This is a genomic window from Trichormus variabilis 0441, from assembly GCF_009856605.1.
In the GTDB taxonomy this organism is placed as follows: domain Bacteria; phylum Cyanobacteriota; class Cyanobacteriia; order Cyanobacteriales; family Nostocaceae; genus Trichormus; species Trichormus variabilis.
This window is the reverse complement of the sequence record NZ_CP047242.1, coordinates 2844660-2871491: the sequence shown is the minus strand read 5'-3', so window position 1 is coordinate 2871491 and position 26832 is coordinate 2844660. Positions and strand designations below refer to the sequence as shown.

General features: G+C 42.5%; 26 protein-coding genes. 13 read left to right on the top strand and 13 right to left on the bottom strand.

Going from position 1 to position 26832, the window contains the following annotated elements:
• The first annotated feature begins 277 nt into the window (after window positions 1-277).
• The 5 genes from rpsG (at window position 278) to GSQ19_RS11685 (ending at window position 5591) form a co-directional block, all read left to right on the top strand.
• A complete protein-coding gene (rpsG, locus tag GSQ19_RS11705; RefSeq protein ID WP_010998477.1) occupies window positions 278-748 on the top strand; it encodes a 30S ribosomal protein S7 in 471 nt (156 codons plus the stop codon).
• A 140-nt stretch (window positions 749-888) separates the two neighbouring features.
• A complete protein-coding gene (fusA, locus tag GSQ19_RS11700) occupies window positions 889-2967 on the top strand; it encodes an elongation factor G (RefSeq protein ID WP_011318126.1) in 2079 nt (692 codons plus the stop codon).
• A gap of 22 nt (window positions 2968-2989) precedes the next feature.
• Window positions 2990-4219, top strand: a complete 1230-nt coding sequence (gene tuf / locus GSQ19_RS11695) for an elongation factor Tu (RefSeq protein WP_011318125.1) — start codon at window positions 2990-2992, stop codon at window positions 4217-4219.
• Between the two features lie 202 nt (window positions 4220-4421).
• Window positions 4422-4739, top strand: a complete 318-nt coding sequence (gene rpsJ / locus GSQ19_RS11690) for a 30S ribosomal protein S10 (RefSeq protein WP_010998474.1) — start codon at window positions 4422-4424, stop codon at window positions 4737-4739.
• A 201-nt stretch (window positions 4740-4940) separates the two neighbouring features.
• Entirely contained in the window at window positions 4941-5591 is a 651-nt protein-coding gene (locus tag GSQ19_RS11685; protein WP_010998473.1) for an LON peptidase substrate-binding domain-containing protein, read from the top strand.
• A 40-nt stretch (window positions 5592-5631) separates the two neighbouring features.
• Here GSQ19_RS11685 and pheA read toward each other — a convergent pair whose 3' ends face one another.
• A complete protein-coding gene (gene pheA / locus GSQ19_RS11680; protein WP_041456041.1) occupies window positions 5632-6504 on the bottom strand; it encodes a prephenate dehydratase in 873 nt (290 codons plus the stop codon).
• A 438-nt stretch (window positions 6505-6942) separates the two neighbouring features.
• Between pheA and GSQ19_RS11675 the strand changes: the two genes are divergently transcribed.
• Window positions 6943-7530: a DUF1997 domain-containing protein gene (locus tag GSQ19_RS11675; RefSeq protein WP_011318123.1), complete on the top strand. Its 588-nt coding sequence runs from the start codon at window positions 6943-6945 to the stop codon at window positions 7528-7530.
• Between the two features lie 78 nt (window positions 7531-7608).
• On the opposite strand, the gene GSQ19_RS11670 is transcribed toward GSQ19_RS11675, so the two are convergent.
• The 4 genes from GSQ19_RS11670 to GSQ19_RS11655 form a co-directional block, all read right to left on the bottom strand.
• Window positions 7609-8286 (bottom strand): ribonuclease HII, encoded by a 678-nt coding sequence (locus tag GSQ19_RS11670; protein ID WP_011318122.1) that lies wholly within the window; start codon window positions 8284-8286, stop codon window positions 7609-7611.
• Window positions 8287-8556: 270 nt separating this feature from the next.
• The gene (gene rne, locus GSQ19_RS11665) at window positions 8557-10620 is read right to left on the bottom strand and encodes a ribonuclease E (protein WP_011318121.1); all 2064 of its coding nucleotides are present in this window, start codon (window positions 10618-10620) and stop codon (window positions 8557-8559) included.
• 556 nt (window positions 10621-11176) lie between these two features.
• On the bottom strand, window positions 11177-13816 hold the full coding sequence (locus GSQ19_RS11660) for a TIGR03960 family B12-binding radical SAM protein (protein ID WP_011318120.1): 2640 nt from the start codon (window positions 13814-13816) through the stop codon (window positions 11177-11179).
• A gap of 150 nt (window positions 13817-13966) precedes the next feature.
• Window positions 13967-14305, bottom strand: a complete 339-nt coding sequence (locus GSQ19_RS11655; RefSeq protein WP_011318119.1) for an STAS domain-containing protein — start codon at window positions 14303-14305, stop codon at window positions 13967-13969.
• A gap of 473 nt (window positions 14306-14778) precedes the next feature.
• On the opposite strand from GSQ19_RS11655, the gene GSQ19_RS11650 reads away from it, so the two are divergent.
• Window positions 14779-14985, top strand: coding sequence for a hypothetical protein (locus GSQ19_RS11650; RefSeq protein WP_011318118.1), 207 nt, complete (start codon window positions 14779-14781; stop codon window positions 14983-14985).
• A 217-nt stretch (window positions 14986-15202) separates the two neighbouring features.
• Entirely contained in the window at window positions 15203-16375 is a 1173-nt protein-coding gene (locus GSQ19_RS11645) for a pyridoxal phosphate-dependent aminotransferase (RefSeq protein ID WP_011318117.1), read from the top strand.
• Window positions 16376-16404: 29 nt separating this feature from the next.
• Here GSQ19_RS11645 and GSQ19_RS11640 read toward each other — a convergent pair whose 3' ends face one another.
• Window positions 16405-16767, bottom strand: a complete 363-nt coding sequence (locus GSQ19_RS11640) for a hypothetical protein (protein ID WP_185478737.1) — start codon at window positions 16765-16767, stop codon at window positions 16405-16407.
• Window positions 16768-17033: 266 nt separating this feature from the next.
• On the opposite strand from GSQ19_RS11640, the gene clpS reads away from it, so the two are divergent.
• Together clpS and GSQ19_RS11630 are read left to right on the top strand one after the other, a co-directional pair.
• Complete coding sequence (clpS, locus tag GSQ19_RS11635) at window positions 17034-17315, top strand: ATP-dependent Clp protease adapter ClpS (RefSeq protein ID WP_011318115.1); 282 nt, start codon at window positions 17034-17036, stop codon at window positions 17313-17315.
• Between the two features lie 119 nt (window positions 17316-17434).
• The gene (locus GSQ19_RS11630) at window positions 17435-18265 is read left to right on the top strand and encodes a CPBP family intramembrane glutamic endopeptidase (RefSeq protein ID WP_011318114.1); all 831 of its coding nucleotides are present in this window, start codon (window positions 17435-17437) and stop codon (window positions 18263-18265) included.
• Between the two features lie 102 nt (window positions 18266-18367).
• Here the strand turns inward: GSQ19_RS11630 and mdh are convergent, their stop codons facing one another.
• The 5 genes from mdh to GSQ19_RS11605 form a co-directional block, all read right to left on the bottom strand.
• Entirely contained in the window at window positions 18368-19342 is a 975-nt protein-coding gene (gene mdh, locus GSQ19_RS11625) for a malate dehydrogenase (protein ID WP_011318113.1), read from the bottom strand.
• Window positions 19343-19499: 157 nt separating this feature from the next.
• On the bottom strand, window positions 19500-19712 hold the full coding sequence (ndhO, locus tag GSQ19_RS11620) for an NAD(P)H-quinone oxidoreductase subunit O (RefSeq protein ID WP_011318112.1): 213 nt from the start codon (window positions 19710-19712) through the stop codon (window positions 19500-19502).
• 129 nt (window positions 19713-19841) lie between these two features.
• On the bottom strand, window positions 19842-20675 hold the full coding sequence (locus GSQ19_RS11615) for a DNA-formamidopyrimidine glycosylase (RefSeq protein WP_011318111.1): 834 nt from the start codon (window positions 20673-20675) through the stop codon (window positions 19842-19844).
• A gap of 237 nt (window positions 20676-20912) precedes the next feature.
• Entirely contained in the window at window positions 20913-21128 is a 216-nt protein-coding gene (locus GSQ19_RS11610) for a photosystem I reaction center subunit IV (protein WP_011318110.1), read from the bottom strand.
• Between the two features lie 308 nt (window positions 21129-21436).
• Complete coding sequence (locus GSQ19_RS11605; RefSeq protein WP_011318109.1) at window positions 21437-22021, bottom strand: PAP/fibrillin family protein; 585 nt, start codon at window positions 22019-22021, stop codon at window positions 21437-21439.
• 243 nt (window positions 22022-22264) lie between these two features.
• Here GSQ19_RS11605 and GSQ19_RS11600 point away from each other — a divergent pair, with 243 nt between their 5' ends.
• A complete protein-coding gene (locus GSQ19_RS11600) occupies window positions 22265-22501 on the top strand; it encodes a DUF3134 domain-containing protein (RefSeq protein ID WP_010998455.1) in 237 nt (78 codons plus the stop codon).
• Window positions 22502-22579: 78 nt separating this feature from the next.
• Window positions 22580-23683, top strand: a complete 1104-nt coding sequence (gene mraY, locus GSQ19_RS11595) for a phospho-N-acetylmuramoyl-pentapeptide-transferase (RefSeq protein WP_011318108.1) — start codon at window positions 22580-22582, stop codon at window positions 23681-23683.
• Between the two features lie 101 nt (window positions 23684-23784).
• Here mraY and GSQ19_RS11590 read toward each other — a convergent pair whose 3' ends face one another.
• Window positions 23785-25158 carry an LLM class flavin-dependent oxidoreductase gene (locus GSQ19_RS11590; RefSeq protein WP_011318107.1) on the bottom strand — a complete coding sequence of 458 codons (1374 nt, stop codon included), beginning with the start codon at window positions 25156-25158 and terminating at the stop codon, window positions 23785-23787.
• A 253-nt stretch (window positions 25159-25411) separates the two neighbouring features.
• On the opposite strand from GSQ19_RS11590, the gene GSQ19_RS11585 reads away from it, so the two are divergent.
• Entirely contained in the window at window positions 25412-25849 is a 438-nt protein-coding gene (locus GSQ19_RS11585; RefSeq protein ID WP_011318106.1) for a COG3650 family protein, read from the top strand.
• Between the two features lie 563 nt (window positions 25850-26412).
• On the opposite strand, the gene GSQ19_RS11580 is transcribed toward GSQ19_RS11585, so the two are convergent.
• Complete coding sequence (locus GSQ19_RS11580) at window positions 26413-26655, bottom strand: DUF6761 family protein (RefSeq protein ID WP_010998451.1); 243 nt, start codon at window positions 26653-26655, stop codon at window positions 26413-26415.
• Between the last annotated feature and the right edge of the window lie 177 nt (window positions 26656-26832).

The window sequence follows — 26832 nt, the reverse complement described above, 5'->3', positions numbered from 1 at the left end:
TCGGTATTGATAATGCTGTTTGTTTGTCTACTAAATCGAATTAGCCATCATGAACTGAGTAAATCAGGATGGATGAAAAAGGCCAGAACAACAGGTTAGAGACTAGTGTTTACGCACCACTCAGCCCTCGGAGCTTTTTCAAGTCAGCAAGTCTCTTAAATTGGGTTTGCTGCAACCTTAGAGCCAAAATGCGGAATTATGAGTTGCGCTAGCACTCAGAGAATACGCTGTCTGATAGCATATAATTTCGTTGCCAAATCCGAATTAAAGGTAAAGTATGTCTCGTCGTGGTGTTATTCAAAGGCGGCCAGTCCCGCCTGACTCTGTATATAACAGTCGCCTGGTGAGTATGATCATCCGGCGAATTATGCGTCATGGAAAGAAATCACTAGCTGCGCGCATCGTTTATGATGCTTTGAAAACAATTGAAGAACGCACTGGTAACAATGCCTTAGAAGTTTTTGAAAGAGCAGTGCGGAACGCAACACCTTTAGTAGAAGTAAAAGCCCGCCGTGTCGGTGGTGCAACCTACCAAGTACCGATGGAAGTGCGTACAGAACGTGGTACTACCCTAGCACTACGTTGGCTGGTACAATTTTCTAGAAGTAGACCCGGACGGACAATGGCCAGCAGATTGGCTAATGAGCTACTAGATGCTGCCAATGAAAGCGGGAATGCGATTCGCAAACGGGAAGAAACACACCGGATGGCGGAAGCAAACAAAGCATTTGCACACTATCGTTACTAAGTACAAAAGCGGTATATCGTGCATCAAAAAGCGGTATATCGCGGAATTACCGAACACAAGTCGGTTTTCCCTAAAAGTATAGAATCTTAACAAAGAGTAATATACAAGATATCATGAGGCAAAAACTATAGGAGGTTATTGTGGCACGTACAAACCCGCTAGAGAAAGTACGCAATATCGGTATTGCGGCGCATATAGATGCGGGCAAAACCACGACAACAGAGAGAATATTATTTTACTCTGGAATAATTCATAAAATCGGTGAGGTTCACGAAGGAACTGCTGTAACCGACTGGATGGATCAAGAGCGGGAGCGGGGAATTACCATCACTGCTGCGGCAATCAGTACCAGTTGGAAAGATTATCAAATTAACATTATCGATACTCCAGGTCACGTAGACTTCACAATTGAAGTTGAGCGCTCCATGCGGGTGTTAGATGGTGTGATTGCGGTATTTTGTTCCGTGGGTGGTGTACAACCCCAATCAGAAACTGTGTGGCGGCAAGCAGACCGTTACAAAGTACCTCGGATTGCCTTCATCAACAAGATGGATCGTACAGGAGCGAACTTCTACAGAGTTCATGAGCAAATGCGCGATCGCCTGCGGGCAAATGCTATTGCCATTCAATTACCTATCGGTAGCGAAAACGACTTCAAGGGCATCGTAGACTTGGTGCGGAAGCGTGCCTACATTTACAACAACGACCAAGGTACAGATATTCAGGAAACTGATATCCCAGCAGACTTACAAAATCAAGTCGAAGAGTACTACACCAAGTTGGTGGAAGCAGTCGCAGAAACCGATGATGCTCTGATGACTAAGTACTTCGATGGCGAAGCACTGACAGAGGAAGAAATTCGCTCTGCCCTGCGTCAAGGTACAATTGCAGGCACAATCGTACCCGTACTTTGTGGTTCAGCCTTCAAAAATAAAGGTGTACAGTTAATGCTGGATGCAGTGGTAGATTACCTACCCGCACCAACAGAAGTACCACCCATTCAAGGCACACTCGCTAATGGTGATACTGTTGAGCGTCGGGCTGACGACAACGAACCCTTAGCAGCTTTAGCCTTCAAGATTATGGCTGACCCATACGGTCGCCTTACCTTTGTTCGCGTTTATTCAGGCGTTCTGAAAAAAGGTAGCTATGTTCTAAATGCTACTAAGAACAAAAAAGAACGGATTTCCCGTTTAGTTCTCATGAAAGCAGATGACCGGCAAGACGTAGAAGAACTACGTGCAGGTGATTTAGGGGCTGCTCTAGGATTAAAAGACACCTTGACTGGTGATACTATCACTGATGAAGGCTCACCAGTAATTCTGGAATCCCTATTTATTCCAGAGCCAGTGATCTCGGTAGCGGTTGAACCCAAAACCAAGAACGACATGGATAAGCTATCCAAGGCTCTGCAATCTCTCTCAGAAGAAGATCCAACTTTCCGTGTCAACGTTGACCCAGAAACGAACCAAACTGTAATTGCAGGGATGGGAGAACTCCACCTAGAAATTCTCGTAGACAGGATGTTACGTGAATTCAAAGTGGAAGCCAACGTTGGTGCGCCACAAGTAGCTTACCGCGAAACGATTCGTAAATCAGTTACTAACGTGGAAGGTAAGTTCATCCGTCAAAGTGGTGGTAAAGGTCAATATGGTCACGTTGTGATCAATTTGGAACCTGGAGAACCAGGTACTGGCTTTGAATTCGTCTCTAAAATTGTCGGTGGTGTAGTACCTAAAGAGTACATAGGCCCTGCCGAGCAAGGTATGAAAGAAAGCTGTGAATCTGGTATTTTAGCTGGATATCCACTCATTGACGTGAAAGCAACGCTAGTTCATGGCTCCTACCACGATGTGGACTCTTCGGAAATGGCTTTCAAAATTGCTGGATCAATGGCGCTGAAAGAAGCTGTGCTTAAAGCCTCACCAGTACTATTAGAGCCTATGATGAAAGTCGAAGTGGAAGTTCCTGAAGACTACATTGGGAACGTCATTGGCGACCTCATCTCCCGTCGGGGGCAGATAGAAAGCCAAAGCACTGAACAGGGACTCGCTAAAGTGGCATCAAAAGTTCCACTGGCGACTATGTTCGGCTACGCCACTGATATCCGCTCGAAAACCCAAGGTCGGGGTATCTTTACGATGGAGTTCAGTCACTACGAAGAGGTGCCTCGCAGCGTAGCTGAAACTATCATTGCAAAAAGCAAAGGGAACGCTTAATTAAAAAAGGAAACGAGTATTCATGGCACGCGCAAAGTTTGAAAGAACGAAACCCCACGTAAATATTGGTACGATTGGCCACGTTGACCACGGTAAAACAACCTTAACGGCAGCAATCACCATGACCTTGGCAGCCCTTGGTCAAGCGGTCGCTAAAGGCTACGATCAAATCGACAACGCACCAGAAGAAAAGGCGCGGGGTATCACCATTAACACAGCCCACGTTGAATATGAGACCGCTAATCGTCACTATGCTCACGTAGACTGTCCTGGTCACGCTGACTATGTGAAGAATATGATCACAGGTGCGGCTCAGATGGATGGAGCAATTCTCGTAGTTGCTGCTACCGACGGCCCTATGCCTCAAACCCGTGAACACATCCTACTAGCAAAACAGGTAGGCGTTCCTAAGCTAGTAGTCTTCTTAAATAAAGAAGATATGATGGAAGACGCTGAACTACTAGAACTAGTAGAACTGGAATTAAGAGAACTGTTGACCGAATACGAATTCGATGGTGATGATATTCCCATCGTTAGAGGTTCAGGTTTGCAAGCTCTCGACGTTATGACCAAGAATCCTAAGACCCAACGTGGAGAAAATCCTTGGGTAGATAAAATCTACGAATTGATGGATGCTGTAGATTCTTATATTCCTGATCCAGAGCGGGATATAGATAAACCATTCCTGATGGCGGTAGAAGACGTGTTCTCTATTACCGGTCGTGGTACAGTTGCTACCGGTCGGATTGAGCGTGGTAAGGTGAAAGTTGGTGATGTTGTAGAACTAGTAGGTATTAGAGATACACGCAACACAACTGTTACCGGGATCGAGATGTTCAAGAAGAGTCTCGATGAAGGTATGGCTGGAGACAACGCCGGTGTACTGTTACGTGGTATTCAAAAAACTGATATTGAACGGGGTATGGTTTTAGCCAAGCCTGGTTCCATCACTCCTCACACCCAATTTGAAGGCGAAGTTTACGTTCTCACCGAAAAAGAAGGTGGTCGTAAAACTCCTTTCTTCGCTGGCTACCGTCCTCAATTCTATGTGCGGACAACTGATGTAACTGGTACAATTAAAGCCTTTACTTCCGATGAAGGTGAAGCAGTAGAAATGGTGATGCCAGGAGATCGCATCAAAGTCACTGTTGAATTAATCAACCCGATTGCGATTGAGCAAGGGATGCGCTTCGCTATTCGTGAAGGTGGCCGCACCATCGGTGCTGGTGTCGTCTCCAAAATCGTCAAGTAGCACTTTTTCACCCTAATAACTAAGAGCAGAGAAGCTTGCGGCATCTCTGCTCTTTTATCTGAACTTAAATAAGGTACTGGGGACTAGATATTTAGGAAAAGACAAGAAGGACAAACAGTGATTTTTGCCTAAGTGTCCCAGTCCCCAATCTCCAATCCCCAATCCCTAACCCCTCAATTCATCAGAACCTGGAAAATTTAAGATGGCAACTCTACAGCAGCAGAAGATTAGAATCCGTTTACAAGCTTTTGACCGTCGTTTATTAGATACATCTTGCGAGAAGATCGTTGACACAGCTAACCGTACTAACGCTACAGCCATAGGCCCAATTCCCTTACCCACAAAACGGAAGATATACTGCGTGCTGCGATCGCCCCACGTAGATAAGGATTCCCGCGAACATTTTGAAACCCGTACTCACCGCCGGATTATCGACATTTACCAGCCTTCATCTAAAACCATCGATGCGCTGATGAAGCTGGATTTACCATCTGGTGTAGATATTGAAGTAAAGCTTTAATTAGTCAGTAATCAATAGTTATTTTTTCGCCAATGACTAGTAGCCGCTAACAACTGACGTTAGTAAAAATATTTATGCTGCCCTGAAATAATTTTTTCAGGGCATTTTATTTAGCCAGAAAACAAATGATAGAATGTAAGGAAAATACGGGAAAAGCAGAGAAAGAGAAATTTTAAAGATTAAATTTATACTCAGGTAAAAATGACATCTTCTTCTAGAATTGCCGTCCGCGAACTACCTCTGTTCCCGTTACCCGAAGTAGTTCTGTTTCCTACCAGACCATTGCCCCTGCATATATTTGAATTCCGCTACCGAATCATGATGAACACGATTTTGGAAAGCGATCGCAGGTTCGGGGTCTTGATGGTTGACCCAGTAAAAGGCACAATTGCGAACGTAGGCTGCTGTGCAGAAATTATTCACTATCAACGTCTACCAGATGACCGCATGAAAATGTTGACTCTGGGACAACAAAGATTCCGTGTCTTAGAATACGTACGGGAAAAACCCTACCGTGTCGGTTTAGTGGAATGGTTAGAAGACCATCCACCAGCAAAGGATTTGCGCCCTTTGGCAACGGATGTAGAGCAACTGCTGCGTGATGTTGTTCGTCTTTCAGCTAAAATTACAGAACAAAATATAGAGATTCCTGAAGAATTGCCAGATTTACCCACAGAATTATCTTACTGGGTGGCCAGCAACTTATATGGAGTAGCGGGAGAGCAGCAATCATTACTGGAAATGCAAGATACTGCTGCTCGCCTAGAACGAGAAGCAGAAATTTTAACTACCACTCGCAATCATTTGGCAGCTCGTTCTGTTTTGAAAGATACATTTAACCCAAAGCTCTAACTTGATATCGTTAACTTGAGCAATAACGCAGTAATAATTACTATTGATCGTTAGCTGAAAGTACACTGTAACTACCAAAAATTTTTAAGACTTCTGTGTAAGTAGTTAATTCAAGCAAAGCAGATTTCATCTGTGGTGTATTGACATCAGCTTCTAAATCAATAAAAAATAAATACTCGCCCAGCGATCGCTTTGTTGGACGAGACTCAATTCGACTCAAGTTAATATCCAAGTGGGCAAAAACTTGCAGTGTTTTGAGCAATGCACCAGGCACGTTGGCAGGTACGCTAAAAGCAATAGAAGTGTGAGTGAGTTTTTGTAAAGGCAATTGATGGGTAATATCAGATTCTGCCTGACTGATTACCCAAAAGCGAGTACAGTTTTCTGCATAGTCATTAATACGACTTGCTAGTATGGGTAAATTATAAAGTTCAGCAGCTCTACTGGAAGCGATCGCCCCTATTGACAAATCATACTCTAGTTTTTCCAGCGCCTCAGTTGTTGAATTACTAGGAATCAGTTGCACATTAGGAAGAAACGCTCTTAGCCAACCTTGACACTGGGCTAGAGCTTGGGGATGAGAATAAACCGTTTTTATCCCATCTAAACTATCGGCACAAGAAATTAAAGCATGAGCAATGGGCAAGATTAAAGCTGACTGAATTTGCAAACTATCTAGCTGCCACATTGTATCCATTGTCATGGTGACACTGCCTTCAATAGAATTTTCTACAGGCACAACAGCTAATTGAGTTTCTCCTTGAGCTAGAGCTTGGAGCGACTGAGCAATGCTGGAATAAGGACGTAAACTAGCTTCTAGTCCACTACTGTGACTCAGCCATTTTACATAAAAAATAGTAGCTTGTTCTGCATAAGTACCAGGTGGCCCTAAATGAGCAACAGATAATGTCATTATGTTTTTGCCCATAGTTATATGTTTGGTGTATAGACTTTATCATAAGTACAAATAGAATATTACTGTCAGCAACTAACTATGAACCAATAATTAAGCCATTGTCTAAGTTGTAGGGCTGTATCTTCGCCCTACCATATCTAAATAAATAGGTGAGAGTGTATTTTCTTCCAAATTAATGAATATCAAAACTGTGGATTAAATTCTGGAATATCTAGGTCAACTGTATCTTTATTGAGAATAATATGAGTTATAATTTATATACTTACGAGCGATGAATTCTTTTCATTTAGGCATTCTAACCATAGAAAAGAATTATACCTAAATATAATTTAGCTTATCAGCTACTTTAATTGAACACTTTTTTCTATAATAAAATCTATTGAGTCATAAACTAATTAATAGTAGAAATATTAAAACAATTACTTCCCGCAACTCATGGCTACCAAGTTCACTGCCTCACAATCGGTAGAAATTGCTGTACCACAGCAGCCTATTCCTATTCAGCACTACTTGCGTCAGCCCCAACGTCTAGTTAATGCTTTGGTAGATCAAAGGCGTATTCAGCAACTTTCTGAGGAAGTGTTTCGGCTGAAAATGCGCCCTTTAAATTTCATGTCCTTGAGTATTCAACCTACTGTAGACATGAGAGTTTGGGCAGAATCGAACGGAACAATTTACCTGCGATCAGTAGGTTGCGAAATTCTTGGTTTTGAGTACATTAACCAGCGTTTCTCTCTCAATCTAAGAGGGTATTTGTCGCCATATCAATTAAATACTGCTACTCGCCTAGAAGGTAGGGCTGATTTACAAGTGCAGGTGGATTTACCACCTCCTTTCTCTCTAACACCCAAGTCAATTTTAGAGACTACTGGTAATGGTTTGCTCAAAAGTGTCTTATTAACCGTAAAGCAAAGATTGTTGCATCAACTATTAGTGGACTATCGTCAATGGGTCATTTCCCAAACCCAAGAACAAGCTTTAGCTAATAATGATCCTCAATTGCCAATTTTCAATATAGAGTAGTGTGTCAGTTGTCTGTAGCAGAAAACAACTGCTACTCCTCCTCTGTTGGAAGGAAAGAACGGTTTAATTACTAATTAACTAGTCAAGTGATATTTGACAAGGGCGGAACGACTGACGATGTAAGGGTGAAGCTCCGTGTTTTTCCAGAGCTAACAAATGCTTTTTGCTACCATATCCCTTGTTACTCTTTAAATCATACATCGGATATTTGGTTGATAGACGCTGTATCAAATCGTCACGCCAAACTTTAGCCATGATGCTGGCCGCGGCAATATTGAGCGATCGCTCATCTCCCTTAACAATAGTTTGTTGTAAAATTGGCAAGTCCTGTACTGGTTGATTCCCATCCACCAAACAGAGTATGGGCTGTAATTTCAGCTTTTTTACAGACCGTCTCATGGCTAACAGTGTTGCCTGCAAAATATTAATTCGGTCAATTTCAGCCGTTGTTGCATAACCAATTCTCCAGTCTATAGCTAGCGTAGAAATTTGCTGCGCTAGCTGAACTCTGCGAGAATGAGATAGTTTCTTGCTATCTTTAATCTCAGCTGTCATCAGCTGAGGAAAAGAGCTAGCTGGTAGTATAACAGATGCTGCCACTACAGGCCCAAAGAGAGCGCCCCGACCTACTTCATCTACTCCTGCCACCAGGCCTGAAATATTCGACCAATCAGGGGAGGACTCCAGCCAACCAGTTGCATTTAGGGATATTGGCAACTTTAGATTATCAGTAGTTTGCGCCTTCTTTAGCATCATCAAAGCTTACACCAATGCAAAATATCTAACGGTTAGGCTTGTGTCTTCCCGCAAAAACAAACTCAAAAACACACTAGGAGTACTCCCTTAGAGAACTCAAAGAATAGTAGCGCGTCTACTGTCATCTAGTGCATGAATATCTTTCATGATCTCCGTCTGCTCTGTACCTCTGTAGTTTATTAATGCACTATGGATAGACGCGCTAATATGCAGCTAAAAAATGTCTGGAATTCTAGTTTAAATCTGTGGCTCTGCTTTGCAGAATTGGTCTTAACTATCCTCTCCCGTATCTGAGTCGGAAGCGGAAGAACGACGACGACGGCGACGGTTAGCAGTGCTAGCGGCATTCACTTCAGATTCTTCCGTCGTTTCTGTCAACTTTATTGGTTCAGTTGCCGTTACCGACACAGACTTAGATTCCAGCTTTACTTTTGGTGTACTCACTTCAACGCTTGGTGTTGTCTTAGCCACCGGCTCCGGAGTTATTTCAGTCGGTATAGTTGGTGTTTGTCCCGGTTGAACAATGTTAATAATGACGGATTTAGGATTTTTCACCTCCTGCTCTAATTTAATTAGCGGAGAAATCCCCATAAGAGCAAAAATATCTTGTTCTTCTGGAGTCATTTCTACAGTCTTAATCTCCGGTGGTTCCACCACTGGCTTAACTGGCTCTGTTTTAATAACCTTAGTCCGTTCTGCTCTTTCAATCCAGCCAGATTTTCCCAGGTTGGGTGTGGGTAACTCTGGTGGAGCGCTTAATTCAACATCTCCATCAAGGTCTAAATCTGACTCATTGATAAAAGCTAGTGGGTTGGCAGTAATTCTTTGTTCATCTTTGCCATTTGTACCATTGATGCCAATCCGACTGCGACGGGTACGGGCGCGACGTTTATTGTTATCGTTCAGTTCTTGATAGCTAGGATGATTAATTAAATTTAAAGCACCCAAGTCAGAGTCGTTTTCAAACGCTTCACCAAATCCATCGTAGGTTTCTCGTGGTTCGCTGATGCGTGCAGTTGGTAAACGAGGCTCTCGTGTAGGCAGAGATACAAAACGTTCTGGAATTTCTGCTGCTGGAGTAGGTAAGCGGTTCTCCGTTTCTCCGGGTAAGCGGACTGTATGTCCTAAACCACCGCAGGCTGGGCAAGTGTCACCAAACAATTCATAAATATTTTGCCCTTGCCGTTTGCGAGTCAGTTCTACTAAACCTAGCTCTGTAAGTTGGGCAATTTGGGGACGAGCTTTATCTGCGCGGAGGGCTTTATTAAAGTGTTCGAGAACTTGTAACTGGTCACGGCGTGATTCCATGTCAATAAAATCAACGACGATTACCCCAGCGATATTCCGCAGACGTAGCTGACGAGCAATTTCTGTTGCGGCTTCACAGTTGGTCCACAAAACAGTTTCTCTGGCTGTGGCCGATCGCGTGAAGGAACCTGAGTTGACATCTATGACAGTTAATGCTTCTGTTGGCTCAATAATGATATAACCGCCAGAAGGTAGGTCTACTCTTGGTTTGAGCGCTTCTCTAATTGCGGCATTGATCCGGAAATATTCTAAAATGGGGGAGCGATCGCGGTGATGGTCAATCAACAATCCTTGTGGTGTCTGACCGCCACTCCAGTTCTGCAAATACTGTTTGACTCGCTTCAAACCAGTACTGGAATCGACGACAATCCGATTTACATCCGCACCATACATATCACGTAATACGCGCTGGATAAAATCATCGTCCCGATTCAGGAGTGCTGGCGCACGAGTTGACTGTGCCTCTTGTTGAATGGCTTCCCATTGCTTTTGCAGTACTTCCAAATCTTCGATGATTGCTTCTTCTGGCTTGCCTTCTGCTTCTGTACGCACCAGCAAACCCATGCCAGCAGGTTTAATTAAAATTGCTAATGCTCGTAAACGGTTACGTTCACTTTCACTCTTAATCCGCCTCGATAAATTTACACCCCTACCATAGGGCATCAGTACCACATAACGTCCGGGTAAAGTGATATTACCTGTGAGCCTTGGGCCTTTTGTTCCCGTTGGCTCTTTCATTACCTGCACCAAAACTTTTTGTTGTGGTGCTAATAATTCCGTAATTGCTGCTGCTGTTCGCTTGAGTCGTAAAGGGCCTAAATCCGTTACATGAATAAAACCATTACGTTCTGGATCTCCGATGTTGACAAAAGCTGCATCAATACCTGGTAATACATTTTCTACTACACCTAAGTAGATATCACCGATTTGATGATGGCCTGTGGCTACAACGAGTTCTTGTATTTGGTCTTCCGAAAATACAGCAGCGATTTGATGCTGCTCCGCGATAATAATTTGTTTTGGCATTCAATTTCCTCAAAAATCGGCAGCGTCAACAGGCTTGGAGGTTTGTTATCCCTCTCGCCCCTGCCAGCCTCCAAAGACACTGCTGGTAATAAAAATTGTGAAGTTGAGCTTCAAAATAAAAAGCTATTGACTGGGGAATTGCGTCGATACGCCTGATTATTCCAGAACGGCTGCATATTGTCTAAGCAAATAAATCAACCGTCCGTGGTTGATTTCTGATGTGATACCTTCACCATCTAGGGATTAGGCATTCAGCAGTTGTTTTAAAAGCATGGTGGTAGAGAAGCTGACGGAGCTTGCTGTTAATCACTAGTTCACACGATAGCCATAAAGAGAGTGTTCTTTAATCTGCCTTAGTTTCTCTGGGATAAAATCCTAGAATTTGCACTCTAATACCTTTAATTTCGCTCCCTGATGATCAGGGTAATAGTGAACTAGCTTCTTCTATGCAGCGCCAGAAAATTTCTCTTCACCCCATTCTAACGCAACCTTGCTAAAAATCAATTCCCACGATGTACCACAATAGAGTAACTACTAGCAAGTTACCCTTCAGAGATTATACCGCTAAAATTAGCTGATTGCGATGGATGTGCAGAAGATGAAATTCTTCTTTACCCGCTACTACTTCTAGCATAGATAGGGTTTGTTCGGGACGCAACAGTACACCATCGGGGCGACAGCTACCTACATAACGCAAAACGGCTGTAGGTTCAGTTTCGCTTTCGTGGGTTTTAACTAATTCCAACTCAAACAAACGTGAGCGCAGATTTACTAAATGGCTTTTCCCAGATTTGGTTGTCTGTTCGGACAGGATTTCGTCTTTTGCCAAAATCATATCGATCCAGTTTTGCCATTGTGTAGCATTTACCTTCCTTGAGGCTGCCACCGTAATTACATATTCTGCCCTATCTAATACTTGGTTAGCGGCTGGGGATTTTAAATCTATCTGTTCCACACGATAGATTGGTATATCTGGTGGCAGTTCATCAACTAGTTTCTGCACAAAAGCATCTGCTTCAATTAATTGAGTTAATTCAAAATCCACAATTTCACCACTGCTAGTAGCTCCCAAGGCTAAAGCACTAGCTGCAACAATCCGGGGATTGGGATGAAATCCTCCAGTATAAGTAACTGGTAGACTGCCTCTTCTGACTACTCGATCTAATAGACGCATTAGATCCAAATGGCTGACTAAAGCCATGTCACCTTGTTTACCGAACCAAACTCGTAGTCGTTGGGACTTGGTGGTATTGGGAACAAACTCACCAGCAAATTCGGGAATTGGCGGCGGCTCGATGACGATGTTGTGGCCAAAGTCAGTGCCGCAAACACCACAGTGAGAACAACCTTCAAATGAGCAGTCTGGAACAATGGCAGCTTCTAGAGCGCGTTTTAAGTCCTCTTGCAACCACTTTTTGTCGATTCCTGTATCTATATGATCCCAGGGGAGGGGAGAGTCTAGGGAGTGCTGAGTGAGATTTGATTTTCCCTCTTCTTCCTTTATTTCTTCACCTTCCAAAGCGTCTGCATAAAACAGATTCCACTCACCATTTTCTACTAGGCGGTATTTCCAATCTAGACCAGCTTGAGCGATCGCACTTTCCCAGGCTGCAAAAGCTTTATCTAGACCCTCATACCAGGAATCCATGCCTGCACCTAATTCCCAAGCCCTACGGACTACTTTACCTAAGGAGCGATCGCCTCTACCGATAAAGTCCTCCATTGCTGAGATGCGGACATCGGTGAAGTTGACTTTTACTCCTCGTAGCTGGCGGAATGCTTGCCGCAACAGGCCTTGCTTGCGTTTAAATTCCGCAGTCGCCACAGAGTGCCACTGAAATGGTGTATGGGGTTTGGGTGTGAAATTAGAAATTGTAATGTTGAAGTTGAGGGGTCTTCTGCCTCTTTCCCTACATTCTCGCTGTAGCCAACTTACCGTTTCTGCAATCCCGAAAACATCCGCATCTGTTTCTCCCGGTAAGCCAATCATAAAATACAACTTGATTTTATCCCAGCCTTGTTCCCAGGCTGTTTTTACACCTCTTAGTAATTCTTCGTTGGTTAAACCCTTATTGATGATATCCCGCATTCTTTGGGTTCCGGCTTCTGGGGCAAAGGTCAGTCCGCCTTGCCGTGTACCGCCCAGGATGTTGGCAATGTTTTCATCAAATCTATCTACTCGTTGACTGGGGAGAGACAAGGAAATATTTTCATTTCTTAACCGATTTTTAATTTCCATCCCTACGGCTGGTAGGGACAAATAATCGGAACAACTCAGGGACAACAAAGAAAATTCATTATAACCAGTTGCCCGCATCCCCTGCTCTATTGCGTCCACTACTTTTTCTGGTTCTACATCCCTAGCTGGTCGGGTGAGCATTCCCGGTTGACAAAAGCGACAGCCACGAGTGCATCCACGGCGAATCTCTATTGTCAAGCGATCATGTACAGTTTCTACGTATGGTACTAGCCCAATAGAATAAGCGGGTATGGGAGTAGCCACCCGCCGCAAAATTCGTTTTGGTACATCTGGACGTAGAGGCTGAACTGACCCCATGTCCGTCATCTGGTAAAATTGCGGCACGTACACGCCTGGTATTTGCGCCAAATCGAGGAGGAGATTATCTCGACTCAATCCTGCTTTTTTACCTTCTTCTAATACCAAACCAATTTCGCTTAGGAGTTCTTCCCCATCTCCTAATGCGAAAAAGTCGAAGAAGTCGGCGTATGGTTCCGGGTTTGATGTTGCTGTTTGTCCACCAGCAAAAATCAGGGGGTAATTGCTTTGTGAGCGTTCTTGCCAAGTGAGAGGAATCCCTGCTAAGTCCAACATTTCCAAAATGTTGGTGGCTCCTAATTCATAACTAAGACTAAAACCTAAAATATCAAATTCACTTAGCGATCGCTTGGACTCGACAGCAAATAAGGGTGTATTTGTAGCCCTGAGTTTTGCTGCTAAGTCTGTCCCTGGGAGGTAAGCGCGATCGCATAATTGTCTTGGTTGGGCATTCAAGATGTTATACAGAATGATATGCCCTAAGTTGGATGCTCCGACCTCATAGACTTCCGGGTAGGTTAACACCCAGCGTATGACGGCGGTATTCCAAGGTTTGTGTACTGCCAGACGTTCGTTACCCAAGTAACGGGCTGGTTTTAAGATATCCGGTGTGATTAAACTTTCAAATGCGACAGCCACTGTGCTAACTTCGAGCTACTTTGATTACAGCTACTCACCTCCAACATTAGCATTGATTAGCTCTTTCAACAGGTTTTGGGGTAGCAACTTAGAACTCCTTTACACTAAGCGCTGCTCAACCAGTTTATTTGTTAATATTTATGGACTGTTTTAATATAATTGACCGACTACCAACTCTGCTTCGTGTTCAAAGATTTCAAAAATTTCGTTGAGTTGGGTTAACTCAAAAATAATCCTGGTTGCTGGGGAAACAGAGTAAAGCTGAAAACCCTTACCCAGGTTTTGAGCTATTTTCAGTGCAGATACTAAAGCCATCAGTCCAGAGCTGTCTAAGGATTCTACATCTGCTAAATCCACCCACAAGCTTGAGATATCCTCCTTTGCCAGCGTTTTGGTTAAGTCTTGTTCAAATTCCAAAGCATTAGTCGCATTCAGACAGCCATAAGGACGGATTACCTGAATTTTCGGACACTTCAGTACTGCTTGCATATTAAATCCTAATTAGAGTTACTGAATTGTGGAGCTTGAATTTATTTGAACATAAACTTTTTGCCTTGGCATCGACCATACGTCCTAAGTCTCTTTGCTGAATCTTTATGTTTGTTGCGGGTCTGTTTAAAGATTGTCATAACTTACTAGGGAAATGTGTTCATATATACTTTTTTTTCCTTGAGGTTCTAAAAAAATCAACAGTGGTAGGGATACCCAACCAAAGCAATCACTAAAAATTGTGCTACGAAGCCTGACTTATTCGTAAACACTACTGATTGAGCCATATTTTGAGTAGCGATTTAAATGGTGAAATCGTTGTAAATTTTCATTTCAAATCGTGAGTTAAATCAGGAAATATCTACTGAGTTTAATTGTGATCTAAATCACTTAAATAGCCATGACTGGATCACATTTTATACTTAACTCTATCTTGGATAATTTAGTATCACTGAAAGTGGGTTCATACACCTATGAAAACTAGATATGCAATTCGGCAGTTGGTAGAAAAAGCACTGGATATTAAAAAGTTAACTCCAGAAATAGAAAACGAGATTAATTTTGAGTTGACTGCAATGGGTCACATCTCGGACGTTGACTACGAAGCCCTAGAATTATTGATGGCAGAGATGGATGCTGGTCGTGTTCAGTTAGTTCCTAGTCTAGGGTTAGGACATTGAATCTGCTCATCACCTTAGTATTTTTCTCTAAGAAAAATTAATTCTGCAATAATTAGTAACACTAAGCTAGAAAAATTTACATAGTTGGTAACAACAAAAGTCGCCATCACAGTCAAAGTGTAAGAGCTAATAAGCAACGGGTTACCGTGATTTAGTTACCTCGTGTGGCGTAAACTGTGCTAAAGAGCATCCACTTTTGCATTAGTTACAAGTTGCCATGCAGTTTGCTAAACGTTTAGAAAAAATTCCTCCTTATTTGTTTGCTGAAATTAACCGTAAACGGGAAGCACTGATTGCCCAAGGAGTTGACATCATTAATATAGGAGTCGGTGATCCTGATAAGCCAACTCCTGCTCATATTCTCCAGGCGATGCGTGAGGCAATTGATGAAGCTTCTAACCATAACTATCCACCTTACGAAGGCACACAAGAGTTTAGAGAAGCAGCCGTAAAGTGGATGGAACGTCGATTTGGGGTAGTGGATTTAAATCCCAACACGGAAGTTGTTTCTTCTATTGGTTCCAAAGAGGCTATACATAATACTTTTTTAGCTTTTGTGGAAGCAGGAGATTACACATTAATACCAGATCCTGGTTATCCCGTGTATAGAACTTCCACGATTTTTGCTGGGGGCGAACCTTTCACCATGCCTCTGAAAGCGGAAAATAAATTTTTACCCGATTTAGATTTAATCCCTGAGGAAGTTGCCCGTAAAGCGAAAATGTTGTGGGTTAATTATCCTAACAACCCTACTGGGGCTTTAGCAACACTAGAGTTTTTTGAGGAATTAGTAGCTTTTTGTCAGCAGCACAGTATTTTGTTGTGCCATGATCATGCTTATTCAGAAATGGCGTATGATGGCTACAAACCACCAAGTGTCCTGCAAATTCCAGGTGCGAAGGACATTGCCATTGAGTTTCACAGTCTATCGAAGTCATACAATATGACAGGCTGGAGGATTGGATTTGCGGTTGGTAATGCCTATGCTATTCAGGGCTTGAGTCAGGTAAAAACGAATGTTGACTCTGGAGTATTTAAAGCAATTCAAAAAGCTGCGATCGCAGCTTACAACACCGATGAAGTAGAACTACAAGCTGTGATGTCAGTTTACCAAAATCGTCGTGACATTATTGTTAAGGGATTGCAATCTTTAGGATGGCCTATCGAACCACCAAAAGCTACTCTTTATGTTTGGGTTCCTGTACCGCCTGGATACACCTCTACTGAATTTACTACTTTGCTGCTCGATAAATGTGGTATCGTCGTTCCCCCAGGGGTTGGCTATGGCGTGTCAGGTGAAGGTTATTTTAGAATTGCCCTCACCATCTGTGAGGAACGTTTGCATGAAGCTATTCAACGGATGCAGGATGCGGGAATTCGATATTCTTAGTCAATGGTCGTTAGTTTTCCCTCGGCTCTCTATTCTCCATTCCTTACTTCCTCCTGATACGCTTGCCAAAGTTGTTGAATGAATTGATGGAGTTGCTGCTTGGCTACTAAGTCTGGTTCTAATTTTGGCTCTTTGAGTAACACTTGACTCAGGAGGGTAATAACTTCTGTATCTAGGGCGTGTCTAAATAGTTTGATAGGCCAAAGTAAGTCAGATCCATCTCGTAAATCAATTATTATTGGTAGTTCGGGAGTATAAGTTACTAGCAGTAGGGGACGAACCCAGCATAACTGGCGGGCAACTACAACTTGAATCACTTCTGCATACAGATTCCTCTCGCCATGCTCTAAAGACACAATTTGTCCTGGTTGAAAGTTGAGACTTATGTCCATAATCATTTAGGGCAATGGCAAGGATAAATTTGCAGGTTTCTTCTCCTTTTATTTTAAAAGTGAAAGTAGAATATTATGATGAAAATATGCTGTAAAACTATTGCAGTATGTCCAGTAATACTGTTTTGCCGAGACAAACTATTGGCAAGAAAGTCTTCCATGACATAAAATTCTCGTGAAAATGCTATAAAATGAGTAAATGACCGTTAAGCGATCGCTGTACAGAAACTGTATTGTAGTAACTCCAAAAGGCAAGAGCAAAAGCTGTGTCAGTCGAAACCATTGAGAAGCGTTCCACATCCCGCAAGCTCGCGCCTCGGTATCGCGTTTTGCTCCATAACGATGACTACAACTCTATGGAGTATGTGGTGCAAGTACTAATCACCACCGTGCCGAGCCTAACCCAGCCTCAAGCTGTGAGTATTATGATGGAAGCCCACACTAATGGGCTTGCCTTAGTTATTACCTGCGCTCAAGAACACGCAGAATTTTACTGCGAAACCCTCAAAGATCACGGTCTTAGCAGTACCATCGAACCCGATGAATAATCGGTAAATCTTCAATAGCAAGGTCTCGCTCTTACAACGAATATTGCCAACTGCGAAGTATGGATTACCAATGATGATGTCATCAGTCATAATCTGGAGTGCTGACTGGTGAACCCTATATGAAAAACAGACTTGCTTTTTTAGCCCAGCGTCCAGCCCCAATTAGGCTGGGCTATTTTATTCTCGCTTTATTATTCTTATGGTTACCTTTGGCCGCACCAATTTACTTATTAGTGCGTGATACTAATTTAGCAAGTATCTTGACAATGGTGTTGTTGTATGCAGAGTTCATTTTTTTGCTGAGATTGTGGGGTATTAATGTCTATCAGCAACCGCAAATACTTCAGCACTATGGTTTAGAATTCACGCGGCGTAATGGTGTAGAAATGCTTTGTGGCTTGGGAATGGGGTTGATTAACATTCTGATTTTATTCACCATTGAAGGTTTTTTGGGCTGGCTAAAATGGCAGCAACCAACAATTTTATTACTCAAGATAGTTTTAGAAGGCTTTTTCGTCGGTTTGGGTGTGGGATTTGCTGAAGAATTGTTATTTCGTGGATGGTTGCTGGATGAGTTGCAACGAGATTACAGTCCACCTTCGGCATTGTGGATAGATGCAGTTACATTTGCATCACTACATTTTATTAAACCACTAGAAGTCATTATTCATACACTACCGCAATTTCCAGCTTTGGTCTTGTTGGGGCTAACGCAGGTATGGGGTAAACGCTGGCGTAGGGGACGTTTGGGTTTACCAATTGGGTTACATGGTGGTTTAGTCTGGGGATACTACATTATCAATGTAGGAGGATTAATTCAATATTCAGGTCAAGTTCCTGACTGGGTAACTGGAGTGAATAACAATCCCCTACAAGGAATCATGGGAGTTGTGTTTATGGGTGTACTAGCATTGTGGATGCGAAAGCAAAGCCAGAAAATACTTCATTAATAGTTACTTTTCCTGAAACCAATAACATACCAATATCTTTAAAATATACATCTCAGGTAAGATATTTTTAGTTCATCAAGTGACACTCAAAATTTATTGATATCAGCTATGCTGGGTAGAATGCCATCGCTCAATATTTTTCTGCACCGATTGAGCCGAAGTTTGTAAAGCTTCTCTTTCACTATCACTGAGATTTAATTCGATTACACTCTCAATTCCATTTAATCCCAGGCGACAAGGAACACCAATCACTACATCTTTTAAACCATATTCGCCTTGCAGATATACAGACACAGGTAACAGGCGCGACTGATTCAATAAAATCGATTCCACCATCAAACTTGTAGCTGATGCAGGTGCAAAAAATGCGCCACCAGTCTGCATAAGTTCCACAATTTCCGCACCACCATTACGGGTTCTCTCCACCAACCTTTCTATTGTGGCTGCATCTAACAATTCTGTAATCGGGATACCATTAACTGTGGCATGACGAGACAGGGGAACCATCAAATCCCCATGACTACCCAATACCATCGCTTTGACATCCGCAGGTAATACTCCTAATTCCAAGGCTATAAAAGTTTCAAATCTTGCCGAGTCTAACACCCCAGCCATACCCATGATGCGGTTACGGGGTAAACCTGTAGCTTCCCAAGCTAAATAGGTCATTACATCCAGAGGATTAGTGACTACGATAAAAATAGCACAGGGAGAGTAGGCGATCGCTTGCTTTGCTGCTTCCACAACAATTTTGGCGTTAGTTCTCAACAAGTCATCCCGACTCATCCCTGGCTTGCGGGGAAATCCGGCTGTTATAACGACAATTTGTGAACCAGAGGTATCAGCATAATTATTTGTGCCGATAATCTGACGATTATGCAGTTCAATACCCCTAGCTTCTAATAAATCTAGTGCCAATCCTTGAGGCATACCCTCAACAATATCTAATAGCACCACATCTGCTAGATTTTTTTCAGCAATACGTTGAGCTAAAGTGCTACCAACCCTACCAGCACCAATAATGGCGACACGAGGTAGACGATGCAAAATTGGGGGGGAGTCTGGAGAAGAAGACATAGTTCGAGTAGAATTGCATCCTTACACCACCCACCTTAACAACTTAGATGAATTTGTAACTTGTAATTCGCAAATTGTAATTTGTCATGGAGTGAATTGGCTGGAAGCAAGGAAACTCGACATTAGTTAGCTAAAGTCTCTTCCCCTACTCCCCGCGTTAAAACGATTCAATTTGATCTAAACGTAACCAGATATTAGGCGTTGGTACTTGTCCAAACATTACCAGTGCGTAATCACCTTTGATATCTACGACTTCACCCTTAGTTTCAAACAAGTAAGCTGGAAAGCGAGTATCGCTGGCTGTCGCTTCTACACTATTTTCTAGTTTCTCGCGGATAGCGCGAACCATTTCTCCTTTTTTAACTGGCATAAATCCCCTCTATTTTTTTATCGGCTCATAGAGGATTTTAGCTTGCAGCCGAGTACAAAAGTTCAATTTACCTGGGGTGCGACAGGTATCAATACTTTCAATGGAAACAATTATTTTTTCTCTACACCCCTAAACTTGACACTGGCGACAAAAATGGCTGGATCTTCCACCTAGCTTGATGCGCTGAATTACATCACCACAAACTTTACATGGTTCCCCTGCACGGTTATACACCCAGGCGACACCACCATAATTACCGTTGACCCCTTTAACGTTGAGAAAATTACTAAAAGTTGTACCACCAGCCTCAATACTGGTTTCCAAAACTTGAATAATTGCCGTCCTCAAAAGCTCAATTTGCTTTAACTGCACTTCTGTACATAGAGTTTCTGGTAACACACCACTTTTAAACAATGCTTCGTCAGCATAGATGTTACCTAATCCTGCAACAACCGACTGGTCTAATAGTGCTGTTTTTATGGGACGGCGACGATTATGCAGCTTATTAGCAAGGTACTCAACAGTAAATTCAGGTGAAAAGGGATCTACGGCAAGTTTAGCTAAACCAGTAATCACGCTTTCTACAGCCATTCCCGATGAAACCCACCACATTTGACCGAAAGTTCGTTGGTCAACAAAGCGTAATTCCTGTTGATCCTCGAAAAATATTCTTACCCGCGTGTGCTTATGTAAAGGCTCATCTTGGTTTAACCACAGTAATTGACCAGTCATCCTCAGATGCACACCTAGCCAAGCGGCGGAAGTAGTGGAAGCGAGGAGATATTTACCGCGACGATGCCAAGCACTAATGGAATCACCGGTAATTCCATTCAAAAAATCACCAACAGAAAAAGGGTGAGCGATGGTGCGATGAAGCAACACATCTCCACCCGTAATTTTTCGGTTTAGGGTTAGTTGGTTTAAACCCCGCCGTACTGTTTCAACTTCAGGCAATTCAGGCATTTAAGCTGATTGAGCAAGCTATGGGAATACTTTTTGGAAATCAAAAACGAGAAAGAATATAGACACTCTAAATCTTTGTTGCACTACTCAGGAGAATCCGTAAATATCCGCATGGCGGTTGGTATACGGTAGAGTAGGCTGATGTGAAGAATGAAAAATTATAATTTCATACTTCGTATCTATAATTTTACCCTTCTCCCATCATCCCATTAAATAATCCCTTTGAGGCTTGGCTGCTTATTTTTTAGCAGGCTTGGCTTTAGGTGCTTCCACCTCTATTAATTCATCTACCGCAAAGTTGTTGGTGTTGATGCCAGAGTAGTTTACCTTATCAAAGCGGACAATTACTGGGTATTTGATGCCACTTTGGTCAACAGAAGCTACAGTTCCGACATCTTGGAACCAGTAGGATTCTGGGCGGAGAATACGTACTTTAGAACCACGTTGAACCATGAGTATCTTCCCTTTTAGTTATCAATTGCCAATATATAGGGCTATTTGATTTCACTCTACATCTTGAATGCCATCACTAGAGGCTTTGTTAAGTTATTTGTCTGATTGGTTATTTGTCGGCTGTCAGTTATCAGTTGCTCATAGTCAACAGTCATAGGTTTTTCTCGATTCTTTGCCTCTAGTGTCAATCTCCTCCTTTAGTCACTGTTTCCTTGCCAATCTCAGCCTTAAGACGGGGGTCAGACCCTCCTTGACAAAGGTTAAATGATCGCGTAACTTCGTTCGCAAACACATTTTTAAGAAAAAACTTATGTTTTACTTAAAACAAACACGCTACCCTCGTTACCCCTGCCAATGCGTAAGTTGTGATCTATGTAGGTGATATCTAACCATCCCTGCTGTGTATCACTTTTTATAAGTATGTCTAGGGCAGTGAACTTTTTACCAGCTTCAATTCGTTGGATAAAGTCTTCTGGGGAAGTGTACCCGATTAATCGTTGTAAACCAACGATGGAACGTTGGAATTTCACTTGAACACGCCGTTCTGAAACTGGCTCAAATTTGGCAGCTACGCTAACTAATCCTTCGAGATAAGGTAAGCCATAAATCTCTGCTATGTTGTAAACGCTGGTAGTTTCTACCCGAATACACTGATAAATTTGTCCAAGTTTATATACAGGTACGCGATCTAAGTTTAAAAGAGCTTTACTGGTGGTGTATAGTAGTCGCCAATTGCCGTCTAGCAGATTGGCATTTTCTACTGGACGCGGTGTAGGATTGAGGTCTTCTAATGTAGCGATCGCTGCTAAGATAGCCCGTTTCTGCTGTTCACTAGCCAATAAACCGCGATTAGTCCCGGCGATCGCATCTAATAAAGCTGTTTTTTTCAACATCACATTCCTTTAACAAGCATCACTATTAAACTCACATTAAATCGATATTAATGTCCTATGTATGGAGGTGGAAAATAACTAAAAATCTATTCCCAATTAGTTTATCTTTATCAAATAAATTATTTCTGTCAGCTTGCGGATTTATCAATCCAATAGTTGAAGAAATAACTAAATTATCCCGTCTCAAGTGATAGACTGCTTAATGTCTAGTTACATAAGTCTTTTTGCTCATTAGATATCGATATGTTGAATTCTCCTTTACGTGAAGAACCTCGTAACCAGCGTGCGGCTGTCATCCCTCTAAAGCAAGAATCTTCCCTATTAGATTGGTTGCAAGCCAACGGTCGTCTGATTTCCCGCGACGTTCATGAACCAGATTTTTCCGATGAAGAAGAAGAAATATCAGAGTTCCTGGGTGGAGAAGACGGCATCGATTACCTTGATGATGATGATGACGATATCACCATAGACGAAGATTAGTCTTTTGAGACTGGGACTCTGTTATGTATAGTCCCTATAATTCATTTTTATTGAAGTGTGGAGTGAAGGGAAACTTTTGTGGACGCTAAATTATCGCCTAATCAAGGATTAAATATTTCTGGTATTGGTCTAGCTTCTTCCTTAGCCGCCGGGCTAGGCATAGCAGCTTTAACTTTGGATTGGATAGCAAACAGAAATCCCTGGCAAGGTACATCGCTTACCTTGCCCTTGTTGCTATGTACTATTGCTTCAGCTATTGCAGGTTACTTTGTCGTACCTCTACTGCAAGCACTGAAAACTGGGCAAATCATCCGTGAAGATGGTCCTCAAGCCCATTTGAAAAAAGCCGGCACACCCACAATGGGGGGGATATTTTTCATTCCTGTTGCCGTGGTAGGTGCTTGTGTACTGTCTAACTTTGCCACAGAAGTACTTGCTGTCTCGGCTCTCACCCTTAGCTATGGGCTAATTGGTTGGATTGACGATTGGCAAATTCTGCGCCGCAAGTCTAATAAGGGTATATCCCCACGGATGAAATTGGCTTTGCAAATCTGTTTTGCAGCAGCCTTTTGTTTATGGTTAATGTTTAATCAACCCGCTAATATTACGAGTATTGCTTTACCCTGGGTAAGCTTTGCCCTACCTTTGGGATTTTTATTCTGGCCTTTGGCTGGCTTTGTCCTAGTGGCAGAGAGTAATGCAACTAATTTAACTGATGGTATTGATGGCTTGGCTGGAGGAACTGTAGCGATCGCCTTACTCGCATTAGGTGCTATAGTTGCCCCAACATCCCCCGCATTAATGGTTTTCTGTGCAGCTTTAAGTGGTAGTTGCTTAGGTTTCTTAGCTCACAACCGCAACCCAGCTAGGGTATTTATGGGTGATACAGGTTCCCTAGCACTGGGGGGTGCTTTAGCGGCTGTAGCCTTACTAACTAACAGTTTGGTAGCCTTGTTTATCCTCAGTGGTATCTTCTTCGTTGAAACCCTTTCTGTAATGGCACAGGTAAGCTACTACAAAGCCACTAAAGGCCCTGACGGCAAAGGCAAGCGCCTCTTGAAAATGGCTCCTCTGCACCACCATTTAGAACTATCAGGCTGGTCAGAATTACAGGTAGTTAGCTCATTTTACGTGATAGCTACCATCTTAGCTGTTATCTGTTTGGCGATCGCGCCATTCTGAATCTCCCGCCCAATTAATTGCAAACAAAAAAACAACCTTCTCTAAATGAAGAGGGTTGTTTTTTTATGAGTGGGGAGCGAAACAATCCCTTCCTCTGCTCCTTAAAGCCCAACCCCCGCCAGTTCAGGAGAAACAGCTATTTTACTAAACTGGTTGACTGGGCGAGGTAATCCTAGATTTTCACGTAAAGTATTACCTTCATATTCAGTGCGGAATAAACCCCGGCGTTGCAATTCTGGGATGACATATTCTACAAAATCATCCAATCCTTCTGGCAACCAAGGGGGCATAATATTAAATCCATCAGCCCCGTCATTTACAAACCAATCTTCCAACTGGTCAGCAATTTGTGCGGGTGTACCTAATATTTGACGATGACCACGGGCCCCTGCAATCCACAAATACAGTTGGCGGATGGTTAAATTTTCTCTTCTGGCAAGGTCAGTTAGTAGTTTCTGACGGCTCTTACCACCATTGGTTTCTGGTAAATCTGGCAGAGGCCCATCTAGAGGGTAGCCAGATAAATCAAATCCACCAATCATCCCTCCCAATAGATTTAACCCAACAACAGGATCAATTAACTCTTGAATTTGGTCGAATTTATCTTTGGCTTCTTGTTCAGTCTTACCAATCACTGGGAAAATTCCTGGCATAATCTTCAGATGCTCAGGAGAGCGTCCATATTGTGCCAATCTCCCTTTCACATCAGCATAGAACGCCTGGGCTTCCTCTAGAGTCTGTTGGGCAGTGAAAATTACCTCTGCCGTTTGGGCTGCCAGATTTTTACCATCTTCTGATGAGCCAGCTTGAATAATCACCGGATACCCTTGGATGGGACGAGCGACATTCAACGGCCCACGTACTGAAAAATGTTCCCCTTTGTGGTTAGGAATGTGCAGCTTATCAGCATCAAAATAAATTCCTGATTCTTTATCTCTGAGGAATGCGTCATCCTCCCAGCTATCCCAGAGTTTGGTGACAACATCAACAAACTCACGCGCCCGTTCATAGCGCTGGGTATGTTCCATGTGCTTTTCGCGGTTGAAGTTCAGCGCTTCGGCTTCTGTCGCAGATGTCACAAGGTTCCAGCCTGCACGCCCACCACTGAGATAGTCGAGGGACGCAAATTTACGGGCTAGGTGAAAAGGTTCGTTATACGTCGTTGATACTGTTGCTGTCAAACCAATGCGTTCGGTGACGACAGATAAAGCCGACAGTAGGGTAAGAGGTTCAAAATGTACGAGTTTGCCATTACGGCTCAAAACATCGGCTCCTTGACCTCTGTCGCGTACAGCTACACCATCAGCTAGGAATATCATGTCAAATTTGCCACGTTCCGCCGTCTGGGCAATCCGGCGATAATGCTGAAAGTTCAAGCCCCCATCCGCCTGTGCATCAGGGTGTCGCCATGATGCTACATGATGTCCAGAGCTTGGCAAGAAAGCACCCAGTCTTAGTTGTTTCTTCTTACTCATTCTCTTGTATTATTCCTCGCCAATCGAACTGTTAGTATGTCTAACTATTTGAGATAGTGTTATTTTCCGGTATGTTGACCGATTTAGTCAAGTTTATGTATGAAATTGATTTAGGTATATTTACAAAACTATTACGGTAATAGGCGTATCCCGCCGCTCTCAAAATCCTCAATATTTAGACGGAAAACATATTATTAATGTTGTAGTTGAAAAAACACGAAACTAGCTAACTACTAAATTTAATTAGCAAGCCATGAAAACACAAATTTTGTCTACATTCTTAGCTGGAGTGACTACTATCTTAATGTTGAGTAATCCTAGTAGTGCCAACAGCAAAAAAGAATACGTTAATAAAAATTTCTTAGTTTCTCAAGCAACTAATCGAGTTAGTGGTGAAGAATTAATTGCTAGTGGTACAGAACCATTTTGGGGTGTAACAATTAGCAGAAAAGGAATAATCTACTCTACCCCTGAATCCAGTCAAAATTTTCCTTATATTGCCCCTTCCACAGCATCAGGAAGACCAGCAGATTTAGTCAGAGTTTATCGTTTGCGAGGGCGCAACAGCACAAGTACCCTGGTAATCAGAAAAGGTTTTTGTAGTGATGGTATGTCTGATATCAAGTACCCTTACTCAGCAGTATATATTGCAGGTAATACGGTTTTGGAAGGTTGTGCTAGAGCTAAATAAATCAAGTGAATTTAAACTAGATTAGTTTTTAGAATCCCAAATCAGAATTATGTTTTACTTAAGAGTAAACATTACTGCTACTTAGTGAAAAGTAACTTATCAAATAGTAAACTTGAATGTTTTTAAAATTCCCATGACTTCTGAAATTTGGTTTCTATATTCTGAATTTCGACAATCTTCTAGAAATTAGAAAAAGTAGGATTTACGCATAATACTCTTTCATATAAAGTTGGGTACGGGGCATAGGAATAGCCCAAAGATATTTTACCAAAGGTATTGGAGCAGACATTCTGGAAAGTTAGCCAATTTCCCATTTCCTACGCCCTATGCCCCTGTAATTTTGGATTTGCAATTCTAAATACTCAATTAAAAATCCAAAATTTCAACTCCCTGTGTCCCAATTATGATGATAGGAAATCCCTCAATAACTGAGAGGCGGATATCCATGAGTAGAGTATTTCCCCAAATTACCGTCATTGTGGCTCTTGACCATTACAGATAATATGCTAAGATCGTCTGCGTGCGTTGAGCTACAGGCGCTATTATTGGCTCTTTGGTAAGGGTTAGTAATAATCTGGTTGTGGCTGTGTTTTCACAAAGTTTGACACATCGTACAAGTAGCGACTAGCTTCCTCCTCTAAACGATGAATCAGATAAGGCTCAATGACGTTACTGTGTCGCAGTGCGGCTAGATAACCGTCCAAATACATCCGCATTTCATCCGTGCGATAACCGCGATTCCACAAATCGACGAAGGCGTCGGTAATTCGTTGGTAATAGCGGATGGTTTGTGTGTCTTGGAGCATAACTGCTGATTTATCTCTTTGGAATGAGAATTGTAAATGATTCAGGCTGAAATGTGAAGGGTAATTTCTGCTTCAATTTCAGATGCAATTCCTTTTTGTCACTTTTGATAGTTACTCCAGCAGCTACAATACAGTTAGATTTTATTCCAGAAAACTTACAATCACGTTAAGTCGTTA

What these genes read in the sequence shown, in the direction of transcription:
- GSQ19_RS11670 (WP_011318122.1), bottom strand. Translation starts at nt 8,286, where the DNA reads ATGATGCTAAAGAAGGCGCAAACTACTGATAATCTAAAGTTGCCAATA.
- ndhO (WP_011318112.1), bottom strand. Translation starts at nt 19,712, where the DNA reads ATGCCAGTTAAAAAAGGAGAAATGGTTCGCGCTATCCGCGAGAAACTA.
- GSQ19_RS11590 (WP_011318107.1), bottom strand. Translation starts at nt 25,158, where the DNA reads ATGAGTAAGAAGAAACAACTAAGACTGGGTGCTTTCTTGCCAAGCTCT.
- rpsG (WP_010998477.1), top strand. Translation starts at nt 278, where the DNA reads ATGTCTCGTCGTGGTGTTATTCAAAGGCGGCCAGTCCCGCCTGACTCT.
- GSQ19_RS11615 (WP_011318111.1), bottom strand. Translation starts at nt 20,675, where the DNA reads ATGCCTGAATTGCCTGAAGTTGAAACAGTACGGCGGGGTTTAAACCAA.
- GSQ19_RS11605 (WP_011318109.1), bottom strand. Translation starts at nt 22,021, where the DNA reads ATGTTGAAAAAAACAGCTTTATTAGATGCGATCGCCGGGACTAATCGC.
- GSQ19_RS11600 (WP_010998455.1), top strand. Translation starts at nt 22,265, where the DNA reads ATGTTGAATTCTCCTTTACGTGAAGAACCTCGTAACCAGCGTGCGGCT.
- GSQ19_RS11645 (WP_011318117.1), top strand. Translation starts at nt 15,203, where the DNA reads ATGCAGTTTGCTAAACGTTTAGAAAAAATTCCTCCTTATTTGTTTGCT.
- pheA (WP_041456041.1), bottom strand. Translation starts at nt 6,504, where the DNA reads ATGACATTATCTGTTGCTCATTTAGGGCCACCTGGTACTTATGCAGAA.
- mdh (WP_011318113.1), bottom strand. Translation starts at nt 19,342, where the DNA reads ATGTCTTCTTCTCCAGACTCCCCCCCAATTTTGCATCGTCTACCTCGT.
- GSQ19_RS11650 (WP_011318118.1), top strand. Translation starts at nt 14,779, where the DNA reads ATGAAAACTAGATATGCAATTCGGCAGTTGGTAGAAAAAGCACTGGAT.
- rpsJ (WP_010998474.1), top strand. Translation starts at nt 4,422, where the DNA reads ATGGCAACTCTACAGCAGCAGAAGATTAGAATCCGTTTACAAGCTTTT.
- GSQ19_RS11675 (WP_011318123.1), top strand. Translation starts at nt 6,943, where the DNA reads ATGGCTACCAAGTTCACTGCCTCACAATCGGTAGAAATTGCTGTACCA.
- GSQ19_RS11685 (WP_010998473.1), top strand. Translation starts at nt 4,941, where the DNA reads ATGACATCTTCTTCTAGAATTGCCGTCCGCGAACTACCTCTGTTCCCG.
- GSQ19_RS11585 (WP_011318106.1), top strand. Translation starts at nt 25,412, where the DNA reads ATGAAAACACAAATTTTGTCTACATTCTTAGCTGGAGTGACTACTATC.
- GSQ19_RS11640 (WP_185478737.1), bottom strand. Translation starts at nt 16,767, where the DNA reads ATGGACATAAGTCTCAACTTTCAACCAGGACAAATTGTGTCTTTAGAG.
- rne (WP_011318121.1), bottom strand. Translation starts at nt 10,620, where the DNA reads ATGCCAAAACAAATTATTATCGCGGAGCAGCATCAAATCGCTGCTGTA.
- GSQ19_RS11630 (WP_011318114.1), top strand. Translation starts at nt 17,435, where the DNA reads ATGAAAAACAGACTTGCTTTTTTAGCCCAGCGTCCAGCCCCAATTAGG.
- GSQ19_RS11580 (WP_010998451.1), bottom strand. Translation starts at nt 26,655, where the DNA reads ATGCTCCAAGACACACAAACCATCCGCTATTACCAACGAATTACCGAC.
- tuf (WP_011318125.1), top strand. Translation starts at nt 2,990, where the DNA reads ATGGCACGCGCAAAGTTTGAAAGAACGAAACCCCACGTAAATATTGGT.
- GSQ19_RS11610 (WP_011318110.1), bottom strand. Translation starts at nt 21,128, where the DNA reads ATGGTTCAACGTGGTTCTAAAGTACGTATTCTCCGCCCAGAATCCTAC.
- GSQ19_RS11655 (WP_011318119.1), bottom strand. Translation starts at nt 14,305, where the DNA reads ATGCAAGCAGTACTGAAGTGTCCGAAAATTCAGGTAATCCGTCCTTAT.